This window comes from Novosphingobium sp., assembly GCF_965214355.1.
Classification (GTDB): Bacteria; Pseudomonadota; Alphaproteobacteria; order Sphingomonadales; family Sphingomonadaceae; genus Novosphingobium.
In genome coordinates, this window is the sequence record NZ_CBDCBI010000002.1 from 2,218,570 (window position 1) to 2,242,321 (window position 23,752).

21 protein-coding genes and 2 tRNA genes are annotated in these 23,752 nt (G+C 62.6%); 7 read left to right on the top strand and 16 right to left on the bottom strand.

What is annotated here, in order from left to right:
• Nucleotides 1-369 precede the first annotated feature (369 nt).
• The 3 genes from ACOOE2_RS10490 to ACOOE2_RS10500 all read right to left on the bottom strand — a co-directional run bounded on the left by ACOOE2_RS10490 (nucleotide 370) and on the right by ACOOE2_RS10500 (nucleotide 1,076).
• A tRNA-Arg gene (locus ACOOE2_RS10490) sits at nucleotides 370-446 on the bottom strand.
• Between the two features lie 67 nt (nucleotides 447-513).
• A tRNA-Arg gene (locus ACOOE2_RS10495) sits at nucleotides 514-590 on the bottom strand.
• Nucleotides 591-641: 51 nt separating this feature from the next.
• Entirely contained in the window at nucleotides 642-1,076 is a 435-nt protein-coding gene (locus ACOOE2_RS10500) for a (deoxy)nucleoside triphosphate pyrophosphohydrolase (RefSeq protein ID WP_420382951.1), read from the bottom strand.
• A gap of 84 nt (nucleotides 1,077-1,160) precedes the next feature.
• Between ACOOE2_RS10500 and ACOOE2_RS10505 the strand changes: the two genes are divergently transcribed.
• Nucleotides 1,161-1,343 carry a Flp family type IVb pilin gene (locus ACOOE2_RS10505; RefSeq protein ID WP_420382952.1) on the top strand — a complete coding sequence of 61 codons (183 nt, stop codon included), beginning with the start codon at nucleotides 1,161-1,163 and terminating at the stop codon, nucleotides 1,341-1,343.
• Between the two features lie 135 nt (nucleotides 1,344-1,478).
• Here the strand turns inward: ACOOE2_RS10505 and ACOOE2_RS10510 are convergent, their stop codons facing one another.
• The 4 genes from ACOOE2_RS10510 to ACOOE2_RS10525 are packed head-to-tail and all read right to left on the bottom strand — an operon-like array spanning nucleotide 1,479 to nucleotide 5,468.
• On the bottom strand, nucleotides 1,479-2,435 hold the full coding sequence (locus ACOOE2_RS10510) for an acetyl-CoA carboxylase carboxyltransferase subunit alpha (RefSeq protein WP_420382953.1): 957 nt from the start codon (nucleotides 2,433-2,435) through the stop codon (nucleotides 1,479-1,481).
• A gap of 32 nt (nucleotides 2,436-2,467) precedes the next feature.
• On the bottom strand, nucleotides 2,468-3,376 hold the full coding sequence (locus ACOOE2_RS10515; RefSeq protein ID WP_420382954.1) for a tyrosine recombinase: 909 nt from the start codon (nucleotides 3,374-3,376) through the stop codon (nucleotides 2,468-2,470).
• Nucleotides 3,376-5,286, bottom strand: a complete 1,911-nt coding sequence (locus tag ACOOE2_RS10520; RefSeq protein WP_420382955.1) for a hypothetical protein — start codon at nucleotides 5,284-5,286, stop codon at nucleotides 3,376-3,378. Before ACOOE2_RS10520 ends, ACOOE2_RS10515 begins: the two co-directional genes overlap by 1 nt.
• Complete coding sequence (locus ACOOE2_RS10525) at nucleotides 5,286-5,468, bottom strand: hypothetical protein (RefSeq protein WP_420382956.1); 183 nt, start codon at nucleotides 5,466-5,468, stop codon at nucleotides 5,286-5,288. Before ACOOE2_RS10525 ends, ACOOE2_RS10520 begins: the two co-directional genes overlap by 1 nt.
• 99 nt (nucleotides 5,469-5,567) lie before the next feature.
• Between ACOOE2_RS10525 and ACOOE2_RS10530 the strand changes: the two genes are divergently transcribed.
• Complete coding sequence (locus ACOOE2_RS10530; protein ID WP_420382957.1) at nucleotides 5,568-6,140, top strand: shikimate kinase; 573 nt, start codon at nucleotides 5,568-5,570, stop codon at nucleotides 6,138-6,140.
• Nucleotides 6,131-7,255, top strand: coding sequence for a 3-dehydroquinate synthase (aroB, locus tag ACOOE2_RS10535; RefSeq protein WP_420382958.1), 1,125 nt, complete (start codon nucleotides 6,131-6,133; stop codon nucleotides 7,253-7,255). Before ACOOE2_RS10530 ends, aroB begins: the two co-directional genes overlap by 10 nt.
• Nucleotides 7,256-7,277: 22 nt before the next feature.
• Here aroB and ACOOE2_RS10540 read toward each other — a convergent pair whose 3' ends face one another.
• The 5 genes from ACOOE2_RS10540 to zwf form a co-directional block, all read right to left on the bottom strand.
• Nucleotides 7,278-8,060 (bottom strand): enoyl-CoA hydratase-related protein, encoded by a 783-nt coding sequence (locus ACOOE2_RS10540; protein ID WP_420382959.1) that lies wholly within the window; start codon nucleotides 8,058-8,060, stop codon nucleotides 7,278-7,280.
• A 71-nt stretch (nucleotides 8,061-8,131) separates the two neighbouring features.
• A complete protein-coding gene (locus ACOOE2_RS10545) occupies nucleotides 8,132-9,103 on the bottom strand; it encodes a glucokinase (protein WP_420382960.1) in 972 nt (323 codons plus the stop codon).
• Between the two features lie 25 nt (nucleotides 9,104-9,128).
• Nucleotides 9,129-10,949, bottom strand: coding sequence for a phosphogluconate dehydratase (gene edd, locus ACOOE2_RS10550; protein WP_420382961.1), 1,821 nt, complete (start codon nucleotides 10,947-10,949; stop codon nucleotides 9,129-9,131).
• Nucleotides 10,949-11,569, bottom strand: a complete 621-nt coding sequence (locus tag ACOOE2_RS10555; RefSeq protein WP_420382962.1) for a 6-phosphogluconolactonase — start codon at nucleotides 11,567-11,569, stop codon at nucleotides 10,949-10,951. The genes edd and ACOOE2_RS10555 overlap by 1 nt, the downstream gene beginning before the upstream one ends.
• Nucleotides 11,562-13,010 (bottom strand): glucose-6-phosphate dehydrogenase, encoded by a 1,449-nt coding sequence (zwf, locus tag ACOOE2_RS10560; protein WP_420382963.1) that lies wholly within the window; start codon nucleotides 13,008-13,010, stop codon nucleotides 11,562-11,564. Before zwf ends, ACOOE2_RS10555 begins: the two co-directional genes overlap by 8 nt.
• A gap of 242 nt (nucleotides 13,011-13,252) precedes the next feature.
• Here zwf and ACOOE2_RS10565 point away from each other — a divergent pair, with 242 nt between their 5' ends.
• Genes ACOOE2_RS10565 through ACOOE2_RS10575 form a run of 3 tightly spaced genes read left to right on the top strand, consistent with a single transcriptional unit; the run spans nucleotide 13,253 to nucleotide 17,450 of the window.
• On the top strand, nucleotides 13,253-15,031 hold the full coding sequence (locus ACOOE2_RS10565; RefSeq protein ID WP_420382964.1) for a hypothetical protein: 1,779 nt from the start codon (nucleotides 13,253-13,255) through the stop codon (nucleotides 15,029-15,031).
• Nucleotides 15,032-15,037: 6 nt separating this feature from the next.
• On the top strand, nucleotides 15,038-15,979 hold the full coding sequence (locus tag ACOOE2_RS10570; protein ID WP_420382965.1) for a glycosyltransferase family 2 protein: 942 nt from the start codon (nucleotides 15,038-15,040) through the stop codon (nucleotides 15,977-15,979).
• 1 nt (nucleotide 15,980) lies between these two features.
• Nucleotides 15,981-17,450: an oligosaccharide flippase family protein gene (locus ACOOE2_RS10575; RefSeq protein ID WP_420382966.1), complete on the top strand. Its 1,470-nt coding sequence runs from the start codon at nucleotides 15,981-15,983 to the stop codon at nucleotides 17,448-17,450.
• Between the two features lie 23 nt (nucleotides 17,451-17,473).
• Here the strand turns inward: ACOOE2_RS10575 and ACOOE2_RS10580 are convergent, their stop codons facing one another.
• Together ACOOE2_RS10580 and ACOOE2_RS10585 are read right to left on the bottom strand one after the other, a co-directional pair.
• On the bottom strand, nucleotides 17,474-18,601 hold the full coding sequence (locus ACOOE2_RS10580; RefSeq protein WP_420382967.1) for a glycosyltransferase family 4 protein: 1,128 nt from the start codon (nucleotides 18,599-18,601) through the stop codon (nucleotides 17,474-17,476).
• A 50-nt stretch (nucleotides 18,602-18,651) separates the two neighbouring features.
• Nucleotides 18,652-19,908, bottom strand: coding sequence for a glycosyltransferase family 2 protein (locus ACOOE2_RS10585; protein ID WP_420382968.1), 1,257 nt, complete (start codon nucleotides 19,906-19,908; stop codon nucleotides 18,652-18,654).
• Nucleotides 19,909-20,265: 357 nt separating this feature from the next.
• Here ACOOE2_RS10585 and ACOOE2_RS10590 point away from each other — a divergent pair, with 357 nt between their 5' ends.
• On the top strand, nucleotides 20,266-21,780 hold the full coding sequence (locus tag ACOOE2_RS10590) for a CpaF family protein (protein ID WP_420382969.1): 1,515 nt from the start codon (nucleotides 20,266-20,268) through the stop codon (nucleotides 21,778-21,780).
• A gap of 88 nt (nucleotides 21,781-21,868) precedes the next feature.
• Here the strand turns inward: ACOOE2_RS10590 and ACOOE2_RS10595 are convergent, their stop codons facing one another.
• Together ACOOE2_RS10595 and ACOOE2_RS10600 are read right to left on the bottom strand one after the other, a co-directional pair.
• Nucleotides 21,869-22,579: an NAD(P)H-binding protein gene (locus ACOOE2_RS10595; RefSeq protein ID WP_420382970.1), complete on the bottom strand. Its 711-nt coding sequence runs from the start codon at nucleotides 22,577-22,579 to the stop codon at nucleotides 21,869-21,871.
• Nucleotides 22,572-23,744 carry a deoxyguanosinetriphosphate triphosphohydrolase gene (locus ACOOE2_RS10600; RefSeq protein WP_420382971.1) on the bottom strand — a complete coding sequence of 391 codons (1,173 nt, stop codon included), beginning with the start codon at nucleotides 23,742-23,744 and terminating at the stop codon, nucleotides 22,572-22,574. The genes ACOOE2_RS10595 and ACOOE2_RS10600 overlap by 8 nt, the downstream gene beginning before the upstream one ends.
• Nucleotides 23,745-23,752: the final 8 nt, after the last annotated feature.

Consider the following 23,752-nt stretch of genomic DNA (forward strand, 5'->3'; position numbering starts at 1 on the left):
CAGCTTCGCTGGCCGGTTTTGCAGGCGCGTTTGCGGCGCTGGATCGGGGGGCACGGGCCCGCACAGGTTTGGCCAAGGTGAGGAGTTCCTTTTGTGTGGCAACCGCTGACTGGTCCGCACAAGCGCCGATGGCCTGCCGGACGTGTGCCGACGCTATAAGACCAACAAAGCGTGCGGCGCAATGCGCAACAGGCGCGATGCGCGCCTGACGGATAGCTATTCGCGGTATTAACCGCTTTAACCAACAGCCGTAACCTATCAGGCGATAAGGTCAGGCAAATCGTATGTTCTTGCGGCAAACCCCGCAGAGCGTCGCGCATGTAATCAAGCGATGCCAACATCGAACCAGGCTTGTCGATATGCGGGAAATGGTGCGCCCAGAACGATTCGAACGTCCGACCCTCAGATTCGTAGTCTGATGCTCTATCCAGCTGAGCTATGGGCGCAAAAGCCATTTCAGTCTGCCGTGTATCGGGCAGATTTCCCGTCAGGTCTCCCGCTGATACAGGAGAATGGTGCGCCCAGAACGATTCGAACGTCCGACCCTCAGATTCGTAGTCTGATGCTCTATCCAGCTGAGCTATGGGCGCCAGGGAGACGCGCACTTAGGTGGCGCCGCAGGGCTTGGCAAGCCATAATTGTCACTTCGGAATGGCGCGTGACATCCGCGCGACCATCTGCGCCAGGGGTATGTCGAGCGGGGGCATCGGCCGATCGAGCAGACGGTCGGGCGCGCACCACACCACCGCGCCGCCCTCCCGGCTGGCAGCATCGCCTGCCCATACCCGGCACGCATACAGTAGCAGGACGACCGCCCGCCCGTCTTCGCTCGCGGCGAAGCCCAGCGGCGTGCAGTCCCCCGGCGCGACGTCGATGCCCAGCTCCTCGCGCAATTCGCGCGCCAGCGCGGCCAGCGGCCCCTCGCCCGGCTCGACTTTACCGCCCGGAAATTCCCACAGCCCGCCATGGTGCTTTCCGGCGGGGCGTTGCTGCAACAGAACGTGGTCCCGGCGATCGATCAGCGCGGCTGCAACGACGAGCAACGCTGGCCCGGCACAAGGGTGTTCGTCGGCCATAATGCGCTCCACCAAGGGTATTACTAACGAATTGTTAAGCGCGATGGCGTAGGTGAAGACTGTGTTAAAGGATCGGGGACATACGTGCGGAACTTGGCGAGACGGTTGCTGCACGATACGTCCGGGGCGACGGCTGTCGAATACGGCCTGATCATCGGCATAATTTCGTTATCGATCATCGTCGGCATGCAATCATTCACCAATCAGCTGATCATTCTGTACCAGATCGTGAATGGCTATACGACCGACGCCAACAGCAAGCACTGACCTGTTCAGGCCCGGCATCACGATAAGAGTGGTGGCGGCGTAAAGGGCGGAAGCTAGAGCGTGATGACGTTAGATTGACCCACCGTGACGGAGCCGATTTTGGCCCATCGCAGCGTCTTTCGTCGGTCACAATGGCTAAGCACCAATCCGCAAAAACCGGTCTTCTCGCAAGGTCCGCAGCGCAGCCGGTGTCTTGCCTGCCAGCGCATCCAGTTCCTCGCCGATCGCGTGACCCAGCGTCGCCGTCATCGCACCGGGATTGCGATGCGCGCCACCGATCGGTTCCGGCACGATGCGATCGATCACGCCCAGTTGCAGCAGGTCCTGGGCAGTCACTTTCATCGCTTCGGCGGCATCGGCCGCCTTGGCCGATGTGCGCCACAGGATCGACGCACACCCTTCGGGCGAAATCACCGAATACACCGCGTTTTCCAACATCAGCACGCGCTCGGCGCTGGCCAGCGCGACCGCCCCGCCAGAGCCGCCCTCGCCCACGATAGCCGCAACCATCGGCACGCCCAGCGCCAGGCATGCCTGGGTCGATCGCGCGATCGCCTCGGCCTGGCCGCGTTCTTCGGCCTCGACCCCGGGAAATGCGCCCGACGTATCGACCAGCGTGACAACCGGCAGGCCGAACCGGCTCGCCATTTCCATCAGGCGCACCGCCTTGCGGTACCCTTCCGGCTTGCCCATGCCAAAGTTGTGGCGGATCCGGCTTTGCGTATCGTACCCTTTTTCGTGCCCGATCAGCATCACCCGGCGGTCGCCAAGACGCGCAAACCCGCCGACGATCGCGTGATCCTCGCCAAAGGTGCGATCGCCGCCCAACGGCATGAAATCACCGAACGCATGCGCGACATAATCGCGAAAATGCGGGCGCGCCGGATGCCGCGCGACTTGTGTTTTCTGCCACGGTGTCAGATTGCGATAAGTCTGCGCCAGCAGCTCGCCGGCCTTGCCCTCCAGCTTGCGGATCTCTGTGGTGATGTCGAGATTGCCGGCAAAATCTGCCGCCTCGGCGGTTTCGCGCAATTCGGCGATACGCGCCTCGAGCGCGGCAATCGGCTTTTCGAATTCGAGATAGGAAATCATCGGTCCAGCGCTAGGCATCCGCGCGGATTTGGTCAACAGGCAGGTTTTACCGCAACGCCTGCGAGCGGATGCCGCTTGTTGACCAGATCCACCAGTCGCGCGCCATCGACATGCGTATAGATCTGCGTCGTCGCGATATCCGCATGGCCAAGCAATATCTGCAGCACGCGCAAATCTGCCCCGCCCTCCAGCAGATGCGTGGCAAAGGCATGACGCAGCACGTGCGGGCTGACGCGTTCGGGATCGAGCCCCGCGCGCAACGCCAGGTCGCGCAACAGCTGAAACAGGCGAACCCGCGTCAGATGCCCACCGCGCGGCGATGGAAACACATGGCGCCCGCCGGCGGGCCGCATGCGCAGCCAGGTGTTCAGGGCCGCCCGTGCGCGTTCGCCGATCGGCACCATCCGCTGCTGCCCGCCTTTGCCCGTGATCATCAGCAAGGGCGCGTCGCGTGCCACTGCAACCATGGACAGCGAGACCAGCTCGGTCGCGCGCAAACCCGAACCATACAGCATTTCGACCAGCGCCAGCATGCGGATCGCAGCAGAATCGCCGGTCGCGGCATCGGCCTCTGCCGCGGCGAACAGGGCCGCGATATCGGCATGCGATAGCAACCGGGGCAAGGGCCGACGCGGTCGCAACCGTGGCAGAGCGTCGCCCGGATCATCATCCCGGCGGCCATCATCAACCAGAAACGCATAAAACTGCCGCAAAGCCGAAGCCTTGCGTGCCAGGCTCGCCGGCGCCAGCTCCGCCCAGGCCTCGCCCAGGCCCGCCAGCGCCGCACGGTCTGCCCCAACCAGATCGCCGATCAGATCCGCCGCACCGTTCAGATCACGCCGATAAGCGTCAAGGGTGTTGGCAGCCGCACCGCGCTCTGCAGCGAGCATCGCAAGAAAAGCAGCGATCGCGTCCTGGTTGGCCGATCGCGCCGCTGTCATCAGGCGCGCGCAACCGCCTCGGCCGCGATCATCCGCGCCTCTGCATCCAGCCCGACTTCGCGCAGCGCGCCGATGATGTGATACAGATGCATCGGAGTCATCCGGTGCCAGTCAGACCCCTGCATGCCGTAGGCCGCCAGCATCACCACCAGCGCGGAATTGTGCGACCGCGCGGCAGAATCGATCGCATTGCTCCAGCGGCTCTTGCGCTCGATATTGATATCGAGCTTGCCTGCGAAATCCTGCGCGCCCTTTGCATCGATGCGCCCCAGGCCCATCAGCCCGGCAAGCAGCAGCCCCGAACGCAACGTGGCCTCACTGTTGTCGCCCGATTTGAACGAAGACAGCGCGTCGGCGCCCACGGCGGACAATTTTGCCGGCGCGCCAACCGCCAGAATGCCCCACGCCTGGCTGCCCACGGCCACCACCGGCGCCCAGCGCACCGCGTTGTTATCGAGCCCCGCGTTCATCATCGAGGAGATCAACGCCGCGGCATCGCTGTCATACGCCGCAGCCGGCTCGATCCGTGCGGCGGCATACGCGGTCAGCACCTGGCGCGACATCTGCCGCACCGGATCGCTGGCATCGCCCCACAGCGCCTTGATCGCGCTCAACCGGTCGCCGGCATCGGCCGCGACATAGGCATTGTGCAATTGCGTGGCGAGCGGGCCCCAGGTCGTATCCGTCTCGGGCAAGGCAGCGATCTGCGCATACAGATCGACCATCGCCGCGCTCGACAATACGCCCGCGCCCGCGCTTACGTCGGCAGCCGCCGCGCGCGAGCCCAGTCCCAGCATCGGCGCGCGCGTTGCGACCAGCGCATAGCTGGTCCAGTCCTTGCGGCGCAATGTGTCGGGCGGTTCCAGCCCGGTGGCAAATGCCAGGCCCGTGCGCCACGGGGTCATGTCATCGACATCGGCCCATTCGATCGTGACCGCGCGATGCGTGGTGTTGGCGGCGCCTGCGAATTTTTCCGCCAGCAGGATGTCGATCTTGGCCGCCGCACCGCGCCGCATCATGCGATCGAGCTGCGCCAGCGCGGGCGAACCCTCGCTGCCATTGAACGCCAGGCAGATCGAGCGCGACAGATCCCAGTCCCACCCCGGATGCGCCGCCGCGGTCAGCGCGTCGATCGGGCACAGCCCGACCGGATCGGCGGTCGCCAGGTACGTCGCCATCGCGGTGTCTTCGAGCTGGCGGGTGTAAAACCCGCTGTCGACTTCCTGGACGAGCAGCCGTGCCGCATCCGCCTCTCCCATGCGGAGCAGCAGTGCGGAGCGAAGCGCCGCCCAATCCGCGCCGTTCATCCCGACCGGCGTGTCGAGCCGGCTCATCAGCGCGCGGCGCAGCAGGATGTGCCCCCAGCGCGAAACCAGCGGGCCCTGCAGCTTGGTCAGCAGGCCGGCGACATAGTCACCGCTGAGATAATGCGTGGAAATCGACGGCAATCCGCCATCCTGTTCGGCGATCGGACCGACACGATCGAGGCTGCGCTGCGCTTCGGGCGGGATGTCGAATTTGGGCGCAGCGGTCTGCACCAGCTGATCGATCACCCCGCCAGGCAGCTGGTCGATCGGATCGGAAACCTCGGCCCGCGCGGCGGGCGTGGGTGCGCCGGCACCGGCGGTGACTGCGGTGTCTTCGGGCAACAGTGCTCCGCTCGCCAGCGGCGCAGGCGTAGCCCTCACTGGCGCAGCAGCGGCGGTATGCGTCGCTGCGGGGGTCGCTGCGGCACGCGGGGCGGCCGGCGCGCGGGGCGGACGCGGCGGCGGGGTCGGGCGGGTGCGCGGTGCAGCGTGGTCTTCAAAGCCGGGCGGCAACAGCGATTCCTGCGCGGCGAGCACGCCGGTCAGGCCGATCGCAAGCACGAGGCCGATCGCGGTCAACGTCGTCGAACGATGGCGCATCATCATGCTCCGCCTGCGGGCAAGCTGGCCGGATTGACCGGAATTTCCACCATGTGTCCCGGCTGCACGCCGCCTTTGATCCATGCCACCACCACAATTGCCACCATCAACGCGATCACAAAGCCACATGCCAGTGCTATCGCAAGTTTTGCCATACGTGTCTTGCGGACCGGCTTTTTTTCCACGCACCACCTGCTCATTGCGACGCCTGGTCCGCGTCAATGTCTTCGACCTGTTCCGGTCGGCTTGCGCTTGGCCCTAGCCTAGTTATAGCCGGCCCCGCAATGGAGCACGACACCCTCTCTCACGCCGAAATTCAGCGGATCGCGCGGCGGCTCGATCGCACGATCGTGCTGGTGGGCATGATGGGTGTGGGCAAGACCACGGTCGGGCGCAAACTGGCCAGCCTGCTGAGCGTGCCGTTCATCGACGCGGACGAGGAAATCGAACGCGCCGCTCATATGTCGGTCGCCGAAATCTTTGCGCATTATGGCGAGGAGCATTTCCGCGATGGCGAACGCCGCGTGATCGCCCGGCTGGTCGGCGACCAGACGCCTGCGCGCAAAGTGCTGGCGACCGGCGGCGGCGCCTTTGTCGATCCGCTGACGCGCGCGTTGCTGCTTGACCGCTCGGCAACGGTGTGGATCGACACCGATATCGATATCCTGGTCGAACGGGTCGGGCGCAAGGACAGCCGGCCGCTGTTGCGCGGCGGCGATCCGCGCACGATTTTGACGACCCTGCGCGAAGAACGCACGCCGCATTATCGCCATGCGCCGATCCATGTCATCAGCGGCCACCAACCCCACCTGGTGACCGCGCACAAGATCCTGAAAGCAGTCGACGCATGGCTATGACCGCCGAATTTGCCCGTATCGCGGTCGATGTTGCAGGCGCACCGTATGACGTGGTGATCGCGCCCGGTGTGATCGATCGTGCCGGCGAACATGTGCGCCCGTTCGTGCGCAAGGACAGCGTGGCGATCGTCACCGACGCGCATGTTGCCACGCACTGGCAGGCGCGGCTCGATACAGCGCTCGGCGCGGTCGGGCTCACCGGCGTGTGGCTGATCCTGCCGCCGGGCGAAGCGACCAAGTCGTGGACGCATCTGGCGCAGGTGGTCGATTTCCTGATCGCGCACGATGTCGAACGGCGCGACCGGGTGATTGCGCTGGGCGGCGGCGTGATCGGCGATCTGGTCGGCTTTGCCGCCTCGATGGTCAAGCGTGGCTGCGGCTTCATCCAGATCCCGACCACTTTGCTGGCGCAAGTCGATTCGAGCGTCGGGGGCAAGACTGCGATCAACACCGCGGCGGGCAAGAACCTGGTCGGCGCGTTCCACCAGCCCGCGCTGGTGCTGGCCGATCCCGATGCGCTGGACACGCTGCCACTGCGCGAAACACGCGCCGGATATGCCGAAGTGGTCAAATACGGGTTGATCGACGATCCGGACTTTTTTGGCTGGTGCGAAGCGCATGGCGCGAAACTGATCGCGGGCGATGCGCAGGCGCGCGCGCATGCCATCGCGCACAGCGTCGCCGCCAAGGCGCGGATCGTGGCGGCGGACGAAAAAGAGCTTACGGGCGTGCGCGCGCTGCTCAATCTGGGGCATACGTTCGGCCATGCGCTGGAGGCGCAGACCGGGTTTTCCGACCGGTTGCTGCATGGCGAAGGTGTCGGCCTGGGCATGATCCTGGCCGCGCGCTATTCGGTGCGGCGCGGATTGATGGCCGGGCAGGATGCGGAACGGATCGCCGCGCATCTGCAGTCGGTCGGCCTGCCCGTGTCATTGGCTGCGCTGAACATGGCCTGCGACGGCCGCCGGCTGGCCGATCATATGACTCACGACAAGAAAATGGACGCCGGTACCCTGCCCTTCCTGCTGCTGCGCGGCATCGGCCAGACATTCCTGGCCCACGATGTCGACCTGGCCGATGTCGCGGTTTTTCTCGACGCGGAACTGGCGCGCTAAGACCTCCCCGGCCCGGGCAGGATCATTGTCCTGTGAACTGTGCTTTGCGCTTTTCCATGAACGCCTGCACGCCTTCGGCGGCATCGGTGCTGTCGCCGGCCTGGCGCTGGCCTTCGGCTTCCACCATCAGCGCGGTCGCAAGATCGGATTCGAGGGCAAGCGCGATATTCCGGCGCATCGTGCCAATCGCCACGGTCGGTCCGTTGGCCAGCCGCGTGGCCAGTGCGAGCGCTTCATCTGCCAACAGGTCGTCATCGACCGCCTTGTAGATCAAACCCCAGTCCGCCGCCTGCTCCGCGCCGATCCGTTCCCCCAGCATCATCATCTGCGTCGCGCGCGCCTTGCCAACCAGGCGCGCGATGACCCAGCTGGCCCCGCCATCGGGCACCAGCCCGATATTGACGAACGCCTGCAGGAAATACGCGCTTTTGGCCGCGAGAACGAAGTCCCCTGTCAGCGCGAGCGAGCAGCCGATGCCCGCCGCCGCGCCATTGACCGCAACCACGACGGGTACTGCCAGCCGCGCCATTTTCTGGATCAGCGGATTGTACGCTTCGGTCAGCGCCTTGTAACTGCCCGCACCGCCCGCAATGCTGCGTTCGCCCTGCGCCGCCAGATCGGCGCCCGAACAGAACGCGCGGCCCTCTCCGGTCAGCAGCACCGCACGCGCATCGCCGATCTGCGCCAGCGCGTCGCCGATCTCGATCGCCATCGACGGCGGCATGGCGTTCAGCCGGTCGGGGCGATCGAGCACGATCTTGGCAACCGGCCCCATGCGTTCCAGGCGGATGGTTTCGAAACTCACGCGGCGCTCTCCCGTTGTTAATCGTTCAATTAACGCAGCTATCGGCTCACCGGGATTTTCGCAAGCCGGATTCAGCTATCCCGGTTGGCCTGGGCAAAGGCCGCCGCCGCGCCAAACAGGCCCGGCTGCGGATGCGTTATCAGCTTGACCGGCAGTGCGGCCATCGCCCCTTCGAAGCGCCCCTTGGCCTGAAACCGCTGGGCAAAGCCCGAGGCGACCAGCGTGTCGCGGATGCGAAAACCCAGTCCACCGGCCAGCACCAGCGCCTTTGCGCCATGCGCCAAAGCCAGATCACCGGCCACACTGCCCAACGACAGGCAGAACCGATCGACCGCCGCCGCCGCCAGCGGATCGCTGCCATCCATGCCCGCCGCCCATAGCGCCATGTCATCGCGGTGGGTGATCGCATGGCCCTCGATCGTGGCCAGCGTTTCGTAAATATCGACGATGCCGGGCCCGGCGACAACGCGCTCCGCCGACACGCGGCGGTGGCGCTGGCGCAGGCGCGCAAGCAGCTGATCCTCGATGCTATCCAGCGGCGCAAAATCGACATGGCCGCCCTCGGTCGGCTGCACCATATAGCCATGCGCCTGCCGCAGCAGGATCGCGACGCCCAGGCCAGTGCCCGGGCCGACGACGCTGATCGCGCCTTCCTGTGGCAACGGGCTGTCGGGGCCGCTGACGTGAATGAAATGCGCGTCGTCGGCCTGTGCCACTGCATGCGCGACCGCGGCGAAGTCGTTGACCACGATGTAGCGATCCACATCGAGCTTTTCGGTGATCAGCGCGGGGCGGATGATCCAGGGATTGTTGGTGAACCGGATCACCTCGCCGCCCACCGGCCCTGCCACCGACATGGCCACTGCGCGCGGCACCGTACCGCCGTTCTGCCGCGCAAACTCCTGCCACGCCAGTTGAAAGCTCGCATGATCGGCGGTTTTCAGCGTGACCGCCTCGCCGAGATGGGTGACTTTGCCATCGGCAATTTCGGCAATCGCAAAACGGGCATGCGTGCCCCCGACATCGACCGAGACCAGTTGCATCGCATTCACCCTTCGGTTGTTCTCGTTACAAACCCGCTGCCGCCAGCATCGCCGAGCCGCCGCGCTCGGCCGGATCGGCGTAATGGCGCATCAATGCAAACAATTCGCGCCCGACGCCACTGGTCTCTTCGGGTGCCGGCGCGGGCAACCGCAGCGCCCATTCCTGCGCATCCACCAGCGCCTCGATCGCACCCGTCACCGCGCACACACGCATCGTATCGCCATCGCGCAACAGCGCCAGCGCACCGCCGCGCTTCGCCTCGGGCGAGACGTGGATCGCGGCGGGCACTTTGCCCGACGCGCCCGACATCCGGCCATCGGTGACAAGCGCCACGCGAAACCCGCGATCCTGCAACACGCCCAGGATCGGCGTCAGCTTGTGCAATTCGGGCATCCCGTTGGCGGACGGGCCCTGAAACCGCACGACAACGATGACGTCGCATTCCAGCTCGCCCGCCTCGAACGCATCGATCACATGGTCCTGGTCCGAAAACACCCGCACCGGTGCCTCGATTGTCCAGCGCGAGCGATCGACCGCGCTCATCTTGATAGTGGCGCGTCCGATATTGCCTTTCAGCAACCGCAACCCGCCTTCGGCCTGGAACGGCGCAGCCACCGGACGCAACAATGTCTCGTCATGGCTGACCTTTGGCGCCGGCTCCCACCGCAGCGCTTCGCCATCGAGCACCGGTTGCGCCGCGCCGTCGGCCAGCGAGGCGCCGTAAACCGTGCGGATATCGCCATGCGCCAGGCCTTCATTGACCAGTTCGCCGATCACATAGGGCATACCCCCGGCCGCCGCGAACGCGTTTACATCGCCCGCGCCATTGGGATAGACGCTGGCGATCAGCGGGACCGCGCGCGACAATTCGTCCATGTCGTCCCAATCGATCTGGACCCCGGCCGCACGCGCGATCGCGGGCAGATGCAGCACATGGTTGGTCGAACCGCCGGTCGCGAGCAGGCCGACGATCGCGTTGATCAACGCTTTTTCATCGACGCACAGCCCCAGCGGCCGGTAATCGTCGCCGTCCCAGCCGATTTCGGTAATCCGGTGCGTCGCCGCGCGGGTCAGTTCCTGGCGCAATTTCGTGCCCGGCGCGATGAAGCTGGACCCGGGCATATGCAGCCCCATCATCTCCATCATCATCTGGTTGGAATTGGCGGTGCCATAAAACGTGCACGTGCCTGCCGAATGATAGCTTTCGCTCTCGCTCTGCAACAGGTCGTCGCGCCCGACCTTGCCCTCGGCATAAAGCTGCCGGATGCGCACCTTTTCCTTGTTGGGCAGCCCCGAAGGCATCGGCCCTGCCGGCACCAGGATCGTGGGCAGATGGCCAAACCGCAGCGCACCGATCAGCAGGCCGGGCACGATCTTGTCGCAGATGCCCAGCAGCAGCGCGCCTTCGAACATCGCATGGCTGAGGCCGACGACGGCGGCCATCGCGATGGTGTCGCGGCTGAACAGCGACAGCTCCATCGACGCCTGCCCCTGGGTCACGCCGTCGCACATCGCCGGGACGCCGCCGGCGACTTGCGCCGTGGCGCCGACTTCGCGGGCGAACAGCTTGATCTGGTCGGGATAGCGCGCATAGGGCTGATGCGCCGACAGCATGTCGTTGTACGCGGTGACGATGCCGATGTTCATCGCCTTGCCGCCCCGGATCGCGAGCTTGTCATCGCCCGCAGCGGCAAAGCCATGTGCCAGATTGCCACACGACAGTTGCGGACGATTGAGCCCGGTGTCGCGCGCGCGCGCAATCAGATCGAGATAGGCGGCCCGGGTATGCGCCGAACGCGCAACAATGCGATCGGTGACACGCGCGACAATTGGATCAAGCGCCATCATTCGCTCCAGTAAATCGTCACGGGCGGGCCGTCCCCCAGCAGGATTTCGCCGATCGGCATCTCCACGCCCGCCAGTGCCTGTTCGATCAGCGCGCGCTTGCCCGCCCCCGTAACGACCAGGATGATCGCCCTGGTCGCCTTCAGCGCCCGGAAATTGAGCGTCAGGCGGTCGAACGGCGCTTCCTCGGGCAGCGGCACCGGTGTGGTGGCGATCACCGTCGGGCCGGGGCGGATCAGCGCCTTCATCGTCGGAAACAGCGACGAGGTGTGCCCGTCATTGCCCATGCCCAGCCACACCAGATCGAACGGCGCGACCGGCGCGCCTTCGATTAGCCGCTCGAACGTCACGGCCGTGCCGTCCAGCGCAGCCTTGATCTTGGCAAAATTGGACGCGGGATGATCATCGGGCACGCAGCGATCGTCGGTCAGCGCGATCGTCACACCAGACCAGTCGAGATTGCGTTCGTGCAACAGCGCCAGCACTTTGGCCGGAGTGGAACCGCCGGTGAAGGCAAATCGTTTTGCGCCGGGCTTGCGCAATTCGGCCTCGATCCGCGCGGCAACCGCAGCGGCATCGCCGGGCGTTGCCCAAGATACTTTGGCGCTGACTTCAGTCATTCCAGCTTCTCCCGTCGCGTTCGGTCAGCGCGATGGCGGCATTGGGCCCCCAGCCGCCGGCGGCATAGCCCTTGACGTCTTCGTCCCCACTTGCCCAGATTTCGCGGATCGCATCGATCCACGTCCACTGTGCCTCGACTTCGTCGCGGCGCACAAACAGCGTCTGTTCGCCCTCGATCAGATCGAGCAGCAGGCGCTCATACGCGATCCGCCGCCGCGCCTTGGCAAACGCCGTGGTCAGCGACAGATCGAGATTGACCTCGCGCAGCACCACCCCGCCCCGGTCGAGCCCCGGCTCCTTGGCCATGACCTGCAACCGCACGTATTCCTCGGGCTGGAGGCGGATCACCAGCTGGTTGGCGCGCGGCCGCCCGGCGCTCTTGCCAAAGATGTTGTGCGGCACATCCTTGAAATGCACGACGATCTCGCTGCGCCGCTCGGCCAGCCGCTTGCCGTGGCGCAGATAGAACGGCACCCCCTGCCAGCGCCAGTTGTCGACATGCGCCTTGATCGCCACGAACGTCTCGGTTTCCGACGGCTGGTCAAGGTCGTCCAGATAACCGGTCACCGTCTTGCCGTTGACCGCGCCCGCGCGATACTGGCCGCGTACCATTTCCTCGGGCTTTACAGGGCGCAACGCGCGCAACAGCTTGACCTTTTCATCGCGGATCGAAGTCGCATCGTAATGCCCGGGTGGCTCCATCGCGGTCATCGCCAGCAATTGCAGCATATGATTCTGTACCATGTCGCGCAGCGCGCCGGTGTCGTCGTAAAAGCCCTTGCGCCCTTCGAGGCCCACGGTTTCGCTGACCGTAATCTGCACATGGTCGATATGCGCAGCGTTCCACAACGGCTCGAACAGCACATTGCCAAAGCGCAGCGCCATCAGGTTCTGCACGGTTTCCTTGCCCAGGTAATGGTCGATGCGGAAAATCTGCTTCTCCGAAAACCCCGCCGCAACCGCATCGTTGATCCGCGCGCTGCTCGCCAGGTTGTTGCCCAGCGGCTTTTCCAGCCCGATGCGCACCCCGGGATGCGCCAGGCCCGCGTGACGCAGCCCCTTGATCGTCGCCTCGAACAGCGCCGGCGCGGTCGACAGGAATATCGCCAGCCCGCACGAGGTATCGCCCAGCTTCGCAGCGAGCGCAGCAAACCCATCGATGTCCGACGCATCGAGCGGCTGATACTGCAACCGCTCTAGAAACGAGGCCAGCCGCGCCGGATCCTTGCGATCCGCCGGCAGGAATTCATCAAGCGCACTTTGCGTAAACGCCCGAAATCCCGCGTCATCCATCTCGGACCGCGCAGTGCCGACAATGCGCAAATCAGTCGCGATCAGATCGTCTTCATGCAACGCAAACAGCGACGGCAGCAGCATCCGCCGCGACAAATCGCCCGTCGCGCCAAACAGCAGCAGGGCAGAACAGCTTGTCGCGGTCATCGTGCCATCTCCATTGATCCGGGTCACGCCTTAAAGCCGAAAGCGCCTGCATGAAGCATGCATAAGTATGCGGCCCCATAGCTATGCGCAACCTGCGCCGACCTTCCTCGTGTGCAATCACACGTCCCTGGGTCAAATCCTGCGCGCGCGGGCAGGAAGTTTGCTGGTCATTAACGCGGTGCTAACCTTGATTTGCGATTTAACCCATACGAAACGGGTCCGCGCAGATCTTGAGAGGGCTTATGACGACCGTACCGCAGGACCTGATCGCAAAGCCTCGTGAATTCGATATAGCGCCTGATGCACCCTTGCGCGCCGATCTTGCGTCGGCCCTGACAACGGGCGGCCTCATTCGTTTCTTCGTCGGTTCTACGGTCGCCGCCTTTACACTAGCGCTCACATTTCGGCCCTATAGCAACGTTTCGGCGTTTCTCCTTATGCGTCAAGACCGCTGGCTACTACTTGTCGCGCTTGGCCTGATGGCGCTATGCTCCCTGCGATGCCCCGAACGCGGGGATTTTCCGCGCCTGCGGTTGCGTTCGTGGCTGATGGTGGCAGCAGTTCTGGCCGTTGTCACGTCTGCCGGACATTTCCTGATCCTGAGCGATTATGACCTGAGCCGTGATGAGCAATTGGCGTCGTTCGACGCGAGCATTTTCATGAAGGGCCATATTGTTCAGCCTGTTACAGGATTCTGGCGCGACCATTCCGCCGCGCTAAACACGACGTATATGTATCCGGCAGACCATCGCAGGGCGTGGATCTCTGCGTATCTGCCTTTGAATTCGGTGTTTCGTGCACTGTTTGGCTTGGTTGGGCTGCCCTATCTTATCGGTCCGCTTATGACCGTGCTCGGTGGATTTGCCTTGTGGGGCTGTGTCGGCCGGCTGTGGCCATTCGATCATGATGCCAAATTCGTCGCGCTGGTACTTTATGCGGGTTCGGCCCAGATCGTTTTTGCAGGCATGACGAGCTACGCCATGCCCGATCACCTCGCGCTAAATCTTTGCTGGCTGTGGTTGTTCCTACGGAAGACTCGGGCATCGGATTTCGGGGCGCTGGCTGTCGGTTTTTTTGCGACCGGCCTTCATCAACCGTTGATGCACCCGATGTTTGTCGCACCATTCATCGCTTTGCTGTTGTTCGAACGGCGCTGGACTCGTGCGTGTCTGTACATCGTGGCGTATGGCCTGATTTCCGCGTTCTGGCTGTATTGGCCTACCTGGATGGTGTCACTCGTGCAGGAAAGTCCCGATGCGGTTGGCCCTCCCGGCCTTGAATACATGGAGCGCCTTATCGGCGCCGTACGTAATCGGGATCCCATGGGGCTACCCGATATGGTGGCGAATTTTCTACGTTTTATCGCCTGGCAACATCTGTTGCTGGTACCACTCTTGTTGTACGGCATACGCCAATATCGCCAGAACCCGATGATCCTCGCGCTGGCAGGCGGATTGGTGCTGATCGCCGTGTTCATGGCGATCGCTTTGCCGGATCAGGGCCACGGGTTTGGCTACAGGTATTTCCATGGATTGATCGGCAACGCCATTTTGCTCGCGATTTATGGGTGGAAGGCCCTCGATCGGACGGGCGAGCGGCCGGGCCTATGGCGCGCCCTACTGATGCGCACGACTGTGGCGACGGTGGTCGTGCTTATGCCGATCCAGGTCGTGATGGCGCATAATTTTTATGCACCTGCCGCGCTAGTGTCGCGACAGATCGATACGATCAATGCCGATTATGTGGTGATCGGAGGAAAAGATGCGCCATTTGCAAAGGATCTCGTGCTCAATCCGCCGACGCTTTTGCGCAGGCCGATAGGGTTGCTTCGGGAGAAACTTGATGCCGGGTCGATCGCTGCAATTTGCGCCAGCCATCCCTCAGTTGCACTTTTTGGAGACCGTCAATTGATGCCGATTTCCGCCTATTTTGCCTTTGGCGACCCTGTAGCCGAACGGTTCAATCATATTTTTGCTCCGCGTCTTGCCAGCGCAGGTTGCAATGTCGTGCCTGCGGACTGAGCCATAATGACCAAACCTGCACCCACTGCGATGCCATTGCCCCGCGTCGCAGTACTTTTGGCGACGTATAACGGCGCAGATTATCTCCCGGAACAGCTCGAAAGTTTGCGCACTCAACGCGATGTGGCCATAACCCTGCACGCTCGTGATGACGGTTCGACCGACACGACTTGTGCAATCCTGAGACAAACCGCCGCAATCTGGCCAGAGCTGAAAGGTGCGCAGCCGCAGCCTAACCTTGGCGCAGCTTACAGCTTTCTGCAACTGTTACAGACGGCGCCTGACGATGCCGGTTATTACGCATTTTGTGATCAGGACGATGTCTGGTTGCCGGACAAGCTGGCACGTGCGGCCGCGGCTCTGTCCACTGATGAGGGCCCCGCCCTCTATTGCTCCAACCTGACGTGCGTGGCGCGCGACTTGACTGTGATCGGCGTTCCGGCGGCTCATCGCGATGAGCGATTTCTGCACATTCTTTTTGAAAATATTGCAACCGGTTGTACCATCGTACTCAATGCCAAGGCGCGCGCACTGATCAACAGCAAAACGCCCCTGACCGGACTCGTCATGCATGACTGGTGGTGTGCGCTCGTCGTCGCGGCATTGGGGCGCATACATTACGATCCCGAGCCGACGCTGCTGTACCGGCAGCATGGCGCTAATTCAGTTGGTCAGGATCCCACCTGGTTGTCGCAAAGCGCAAGGAACCTGAAGCGTTTTTTGCGCCAGCCTCGGTCATGCTATCCCATTCATGCGCAGGCTGCGGAATTGCTCAGGCTGTTTGGCAGTCGGATGCCCGCACCGGCCAGAGCGGATCTTGAGGCCCTGGTCGCCTCAAAGCGAGGATGGCATGCACGCGTCGCTTACGCCCTGTCTGGTAAAGTCGTGCGCCGCCGCGTTCTTAACGCCGTGTTCGTAAGAGCCTTGATACTGGCGGGCTGGTACTGACATGACGCAGCCGATCCCGCTTGAAACGTCCGTCCGCAAAGCGCTCATCTGGAATTACGGCGTCCACCTGGTGGTTTTTGTCGTCACGTTCGGCAGCACGGTCGTGGTTTCCCGGCTGCTGACCCCTTATGAACTTGGCATTTTCGGCGTCGGGATCGCCATATCCGGCTTATTGAGCACGATCTCGTATTTTGGCGTTGCCAACTATCTGATCCGCGACCACGATCTTTCGGAGCAGACGGTCACGACCGCATTCACCGTCAACGCGCTGCTGTGCCTTCTTGTCGCTACGGCGGTGTGGCTGTTGGGCGCAATCGGGCATTCGGTTTTTGCGGATTCTGCCATTCCTCGGGTCCTTCGACTTATTACGCTGATCCCGGTGTTCCAGATTTTCGAGTTCCTTCCTGCGACCCTGTTGACCCGGGACATGCGGTTTGCATCAACGTCGGTGATGCAATTCGGCAAAGCCGCGGTTAACGCTGCCGTCACGATCGGCTTCGCTCTGGCCGGCTGGCGATATCTCAGCCCTGCAGTCGGAGCGGTAATGGGCGGGTTGTTTGGCGCATTGGGTTACAGTTTAGTGGGACGACGACACCTCGTTTTCAGGCTATCGCTAAAGGGTGCGGGGCAGATCGTCACTTTTGCAGTGCAGATGATCTTTGCCGGCGGGGTATCGATTATCGCGCCGCGCATTGCCGAATTGATCGTTGCCCGCGCGCTCGGGTTGAGCGCACTCGGTCTATATACCCGAGCCTCTGGTCTGGCCGCGATGGTCTGGGATGGCGCTTATGGCTTATCCACCCGGGTAATATTCATAAAAATGTCTGCCGAATTGCGGGAATCGGGATCGCTGACACCTATATTTCTCAAATCGACCAAGATCCTGACAGCGATCATGTGGCCGGCGATGGCTGGCATTGCAGTGCTGTCCGGGCCGATCATAACCGGTCTCTACGGCGCACAATGGAACGGTGCCGCACTGCCGCTGGCACTGATTATGGCGGGTCAGTTCGTGTCAATCGGTTTTGCGATGAACTGGGAATTGTGCGTTCTGTGCAATCGGACCGGTTGGCAGGCGCGTGTCGAAATATTCCGTGCGGCGACGGGACTGATTGCTTTCGCGTTCGGGGCCATGGTCAACCTGCCGTTTGCCGCCGCCAGTCGGGTTGTCGAGGCTATCGTCGGGTTCGTCATTTATCGACCCAGAATGGCGGAGATGGCTATCGCAAATCCTGCAGAATTGAGCATGGCCTATAGAACAAGCCTAATTTTGACGATCGTTGCCATTACGCCCGCCGTCATGGCGATGGCATTTTCAGGTTTGGGCTATAGAGCCGCACCGTGCCGACTGATGGTGGCCGTCATAGTGGGGGCAATATTCTGGCTAATGACGCTCCACCGAACACGGCATCCTCTGTACCAAGAATTGCTGTCTGTAATACGACGCGATCCTGCGCAAGCCGACGCGTAAAAACAGGTTACCGCATGCTTCAGTCAGATCGACCGGGCCGCCAGCATTAAGGATTGTGCGATCATATTCAACGCTTCGCCCATTCGTGCCCAGCTATACGTTGCCATTGCATATTCGGCCATTGCCGCACGATCGAGGTCGTTGTTGTAGACTTGGGTTATCAGCGGTGCAATCCGTTCGGCGCACTCTTCTGGATCTGCCAGGTCGATCGGCACGGCCTGAAGCCAATGGGAGGCGCCAGGATCGGCGGACGCACTGTCGGTACCGCAGACCACCGCCAGGCCACATGCCATGGCTTCCTGAATGACAAGTGGATACCCTTCGCCCACGCTCGGCAGCAAAAGCAGATCCGCACTACGAAATAGCGCACCCATTTCGGACGGCGCAAGCGTATCAACCAACCGCACATTGCCAAGATTCCAGCTGCGGGGATTAATGGGTCCAGAGCCCGCCAGCGCGAATATGACATCGGGACATCGTCCCGCCAGCGCCCTGACAATTGTCAGGCCCTTTTTTTCCACGAACCGGCCAGCAAAAACCACGACCGGACTGTCGCTGGGCAATGCAAATCGCGCGCGATCGGCGGCGCCTGGGTAAAAATAGGCCTGGTCGACGCCATTGAAAATCACCCGCGGGCGCCGCCTGAAACCGACCCCGGCAAACGAACGGCGAACGTTTTCGCTGATGAAAACAACCTGGTCGGCCCGGCGCAGCATCGGTTTGGTCACGATATAGTTGGCCAGCGCCATCGCCTTTCGCATGAACCTGGATGCAAATTCAATACCTGCAATGTGCTGCATCAGGATCACCGGTTTGCGGTGCAAGCGCGCGCCGAGAATGGCCACGATCGAAGTCAGGTAAAGCGCGTCATGGACAATTACGACATCGGACTCGCGCAACGCACGGAACAGGCGAAAGACTGCACTGGGCCCCGGGATCGGCATCGGCAATCCGGTTATGCGCTCTGCCGGATCGATGCAATGCAACGGGAGAGCGGTGATCGCCATTTCGTCCGGAAGCGCATTTGCCAAGCTCGCGGCCCAGACACAAGTGGCGCCCTGCGCGGCAAGCGCGCGGCACACGTGACCGGCAACGCGCTCGATCCCCCCGCCATGGCTTTCATAGAAGTGGGTGATAATCAATATGCGCATACAGACCTAATACTCGCCAGCCCGTCGCCCAGGACTTGAACGATCGCGCATCACGCCGCCTTGGCAAGATGGGGCGTGTGGATCGGTAGAATATTAGCACAGGGCGCGAGTTGAGCATTATGCCCCCCGATCACCGCGAGCAGCAAGCCACCAAGCGCAGTCTGCATGCCGACCACACCGGTTATCACCGAAACAAGCAGCGGCAGCATCGTTGGCAGCGCGGAAAATTGATGAGCGCCCCACCAGAACACGATCGCGATGAACGAGACGATTGCGGCCGCCACCATGGACCCGCCTACCATCAAAGCGCTTTCAAGCGTTAATATTTTTTCCCAACGTCGAAAGACTGACCGCAAGGGACGAAAACCTTGCGCTGCACCGTAAAAATGCGCGGCAAGCGCCATCAATGCAGAAAAATGCCCGGTCGTGATCAGGAATGCGCCCACGATCGACCAACTGACACCAAATGGCGATACACCCGAGGCGATACCCACCGTATACAGCGCAGCGATCAGCAGAATAGCAACCCCCCCGCCCATCATCGATGCTGCTGGCACGCCGAATGCCCAAGTCGGGCTGAGCATGAACAAATACCGCAAGTGGCGCCACCCATCGCGCCATGGGCGCAAATGCGGCGCGCGATCGCGCAAATCGGGCGACAGCGTTGCCGCGACCTGATCGATCCGGAGATCGTTTAGGCTCGCCTTGATAATCATTTCGCTGGCGAATTCCATACCCTGGCCTTGAAGACCGATCGCACAATAGGCGTCTCGGGTGATAGCGCGTAGCCCGCAATGCGCATCCTCGATCGCTGTGCGGAAAAAGAGGTTGAGTAATCCGGTAAGCGCGGGATTGCCGATATATCGGTTTTTCCACGGCATTGCACCCGGCGCGACCCCACCCTTAAAGCGCGATCCTATGCACAAATCGGCACCATCCAGCAACCGGCCAATCATAGCGACGGCATCGATAAAATCGTAACTGCCGTCGCAGTCACCCATAACCAGATACTTTCCGTATGCCTGGTCAAACCCACCGATTATCGCCGCACCATAACCCTTTCGGCTAACACTGACGACGCGTGCGCCAAGCGACATTGCCAGGCTCTGACTGCCATCAGTCGAACCATTGTCTGCAATGACGATTTCGCCGGCTAGCCCGTATACGTGCTCAATCCGTTCAAGCGCGTCGCGTGCGTTACCAATACAATGAGGCAACGCCTGAATTTCGTTAAGACATGGCATGACGATAGAGATATCGAGAGGAAATCTTTCTTCACCAAAGACATTTGCCTGCTGCAATTCCATCACGCCCTCACAAACTTCGCCAAGTCCTTTCTTCTGGATAAGTTGAAATGGTTATCATCCGGTTAGGTTTTCCGGCACCGAGAGCGCTTCGTGCGGTTATTGAGCGGACCGACCCGCGATGACGAGGGCGTGGGCGCTCAGGCAACAGGGCGCAGCTGCGGGTTTTCCAGATCAACGCAGGCTCAATAGGACTGGGAAAGTGTCGCACCGTGGTGATTTTACGAAGCTGCAATAACAAACATTGCCGCATCTTTATCAAATTCTAAGCATTTTTCGGTCTATTGACGGTTATCGAACGACACACTTGCTGACGCGGGTTTCCCGGGCGGCGAGTAAGCAAGCAAACGGGATACGGGCATGAGCGCATTTGGTCGCAAGGCGGGGCAAGGCGGGGGGAGCGCAGCGATGCGGCCTTCGTTCGGCGTGGCCCGGCCGATGAAGGGCAATGAGAGCGCAGCGCCGATGTCTCCATCCGGTGGCGCAGTGCCCTTGCCCGGCAACGACACCCCCGGCGCGTCGTTCGATGCGCTCGATCCGAAAGCGGACGCGCTGGCGCGGCTGGCGGATCGGGCCAACACGGTCGTCGAAAGCCATCATCATGCCGAAGGCTTCGAAGCCTCGGTCCACAAGATCAAGGAGCAGGTGCTGCCGCATCTGCTCGAACGTGTCGATCCGGAAGCGGCGGCGACGCTGACCAAGGAAGAGCTGTCGGAAGAATTCCGCCCGATCATCATGGAAGTGCTGGCCGAGCTGAAAGTCACGCTCAACCGGCGCGAACAGTTCGCGCTGGAAAAGGTGCTGATCGACGAACTGCTGGGGTTCGGGCCGTTGGAAGAGCTGCTCAACGATCCCGACATCACCGACATCATGGTCAACGGGCCAGACCAGACCTACATCGAAAAAAAGGGCAAGCTGACACTCGCGCCGATCCGGTTTCGCGACGAAAGCCACCTGTTCCAGATCGCCCAGCGCATCGTCAACCAGGTCGGCCGCCGCGTCGACCAGACCACGCCGCTGGCCGACGCCCGCCTGAAGGACGGCAGCCGCGTCAACGTGATCGTGCCGCCGCTGTCGCTGCGCGGCACCGCGATCTCGATTCGAAAGTTTTCCGAAAAGCCGATCACGCTCGACATGCTGCGCGATTTCGGCGCGATGAGCGACAAGATGTGTACCGCGCTGAAAATCGCGGGCGCCAGTCGGATGAACATCGTCATCTCGGGCGGTACCGGTTCGGGCAAGACCACGATGCTCAACGCGCTGTCGAAAATGATCGACCCGGGCGAACGCGTGCTGACGATCGAGGACGCGGCCGAACTGCGCCTGCAGCAGCCGCACTGGCTGCCGCTGGAAACACGCCCGCCAAACCTGGAAGGCCAGGGCGCGATCACGATCGGCGATCTGGTCAAGAACGCGCTGCGTATGCGGCCGGACCGGATCATCCTGGGCGAAATTCGTGGCTCGGAATGCTTCGACCTGCTGGCCGCGATGAACACCGGTCACGACGGCTCGATGTGTACGCTTCACGCCAACAGCCCGCGCGAATGCCTCGGCCGTATGGAAAACATGATCCTGATGGGCGACATCAAGATTCCCAAGGAAGCCATCAGCCGCCAGATCGCTGAATCGGTCGACCTGATCGTGCAGGTCAAGCGCCTGCGCGACGGTTCGCGCCGCGTGACCAACATCACCGAAGTGATCGGGATGGAAGGCGACGTGATCGTGACGCAGGAAATCTTCAAGTTCGAATACCTGGACGAAAGCGAAGACGGCAAGATCATCGGCGAATACCGCCCCGCCGGCCTGCGGCCCTATACACTGGAAAAAGCGCGCCAATACGGCTTTGACCAGGCGTTCCTTGAAGCGTGTCTGTAATCTGAAACCTGGGCCCCTCCGTGGGGAGAGGTTCAGCGTCCTGGTGAGGCGAATTCCGCAACACGTCCACCGCGACGACCGGTTCCGTTTATGGAGCTCTATACGTGGCCTTCAGAGTCAGAACGCGACGCGAAAGACTATGGATATCGGCGGGATAATGCACATGTCGCCCGCGCCCTTCCGCGCCTGCCAGCGCCAGGATCGCCGCTGCGACTGCGCGCGCTGGAACCGAACGATATCGCGCCAGACTTCCGCGCAGGAACAGATCGATCAGTGGCGAAAGAATTTGTCCGGCGCGTTCGGCCGGCCGTGAAGGGCCGGTCCGGGGGCCGATCAACATCCCGGGCCGGAGGATGTCGACCCGAGCAAAACCCAGCTTGTTGATCGCCGCTTCGGTCTCGCCTTTGACAGACAGGTAGAAATTGCGCGAGGCCGCATCGGCTCCGGCCGATGACACCAGGATCGCCTGGCGCGCGCCCGCTTCGCGTGCCGCGCGCGCGCAGGCAATCACGAGATCATGATCGACCGCCCGGAACGCTCGGGCGTCGCCGCCTACCGCCTTGATCGTGGTGCCCAGCGCGATCGCCAATGTTGCGGGCCGCGCCCGCACGATGGCGGCGGGCCACTGCGCTGGATCGGCCACAAGCATTTCGAGCCGGGCGCCGGCGGGCATCGCGATTTCGCGCCGCGCCAAGGCCGCCAGCTGCACATCTGCCGTCGCGGTCGCCTCGATCACCGCGCTACCGATCAGGCCGGTTGCACCGACGAGCAGCAGCGGCACCGGTTCGGCGTCAGACATTGCGTAACCCGTCAGGCACGCATCCGGTCACCTGGGTGTACTGGTCGATCGCGAACCGGTCTGTCATTCCGGCGATATAGTCGGCGATCGTGCGCGCCCGCGCGGTTGTATCCTCGCCAAGACGCGCTTGCCAGGACGCCGGCAACAGCGCCGGATCGGCGGCATAAGCGGCATACAGACTGGCGATCACCTCACGCGCCGCGTCGGCCGTCGTGACCTGCACCGGATGGAGATACAGCCTGTCGTACATGAATCGCTTCAGCACGCGCTCCTGGTCCTGCATCTCCGGAGAAAATCCGCACAAGGCGCGACCCGCCGCGCGCACATCGGCCACGCTGGCAACGCCGTTGCCGGCAATCCGCGCGCGTGTTTCGCCCAGCACATCGTTGACCATTACCCCGATCTGCCCGCGTACGAGTTCGCGTAGCAACCGGTCGCGCGGCGCACCGGGATAGCGCGTCTCGATCGCACGCCACTGCGCCGCCAGCGACGGCAGTTCCAGCAGATCGTCAAGCGTCAGGAACCCCGCGCGCAGGCCATCATCGATATCGTGGTTGTCATAGGCGATATCATCGGAAATCGCCGCGACTTGCGCTTCCAGCGACGCATGGCTTGCCAGATCGAGCGGAAACGCGGCATCAAGTTGGGCCAGCGCCCAGGGCAACGGTGCGTTTACCGGCCCATTGTGCTTGGCGAGGCCCTCGAGCATTTCCCAGGTCAGATTGAGCCCGTCGTGTTCGATATACGGGCTTTCGAGCCGCATCAGCACGCGCAACGTGTTCGCATTGTGATCGAACCCGCCGTGGTCGGCCAATGCAGCTTTCAGCGCATCTTCGCCCGCATGGCCAAACGGCGGATGCCCGATATCGTGGGCCAGGCACAGCGCCTCGGTCAGGTCTTCATCAAGCCCGAGCGCACGCGCGATCACCCGCCCGATCTGCGCGACTTCGAGACTGTGCGTCAGCCGTACGCGATAATGATCGCCGTCGGGCGCGACGAACACCTGGGTCTTGTGGCGCAGGCGGCGGAACGCGATCGAATGGATGATGCGGTCGCGGTCGCGCTGGAACACACTGCGCGGCCCCCGTGCGCCGCCGCTTTCCAGGGTGAATTCCCGCCCGCGCGACTGGTCCGGGTCGCTGGCGTAGGGGGCGCGCGATGTCATGTCAAAAA